Below are 753 nucleotides of genomic sequence, written 5' to 3' on the forward strand. Positions count from 1 at the left end.
CCCCAGCCCCCCCCATGGTAATTCCGTGGCCTCAGCATATTATCGGCTTTGGATAATTATGGATCAGATAATCTAGGCGATATTCATGAGAAAAAAAACTTTTCTGCATAGTCATTTGTACCCTGCGGGTTATTACACATGGACTGATAAAGGTGGATGATATCTCCGCCAGCACAAAACGCCTTGTCACCAGCCCCTGCAGCCAGACACAGGCAATGTGTTCATTGTGACGCCAATCCTGCAGTTGCCTGTATAGTCCGTCGATCATGTCAAGATTGATGGCATTGAGATTTTTTTCCGCACTGAGAGTTGCCACACCGATCCGGTCTCCCGATGCGGTTTTAACTCCTGAAATTCTAATACCGATTCTGCCATCATCTGTCCTTCCATGTTTGTTTAAAAAATACGTTGTCGCTTTGGTTCGTGTCTGCGTCGCTTGATTTCTTGTCGGACCAAATTAACTGTCTGTCTTTTCAGGAAAAGCCTTCCGAGAATGACGATTTTGAGACATTAGGTTGCACTTTTCAGCATCAAAAACAGCATTGAAAGGATTTACCTCTCCCTGAATTAAATATTTATTTGGCAGAGTTTATTTTTCGTCCTCGTATAAGGGCGTTGAATCCCATAGAGGTGGCTTAGTTTGTTTGAACAGCATTTGCTGTTTTTAAAGTGGAAGCTCTGCTTTTTTTTAAGCTGCCTTTTCAACTGTTGGCATCATGATGCTGTAGGCCTCGTCAGGAGTTCTTTTTCCCA

Annotated in this window: 1 protein-coding gene; it reads right to left on the bottom strand. The window is 43.4% G+C overall.

Features of this window, described 5'->3' with window-relative positions; all coding sequences use genetic code 11:
- Window positions 1–31: 31 nt before the first annotated feature.
- Window positions 32–316: an enoyl-CoA hydratase/isomerase family protein gene (locus JWG88_RS21270; protein ID WP_205235830.1), complete on the bottom strand. Its 285-nt coding sequence runs from the start codon at window positions 314–316 to the stop codon at window positions 32–34.
- Window positions 317–753 lie beyond the last annotated feature (437 nt).

Source organism: Desulfopila inferna (assembly GCF_016919005.1).
Classification (GTDB): domain Bacteria; phylum Desulfobacterota; class Desulfobulbia; order Desulfobulbales; family Desulfocapsaceae; genus Desulfopila_A; species Desulfopila_A inferna.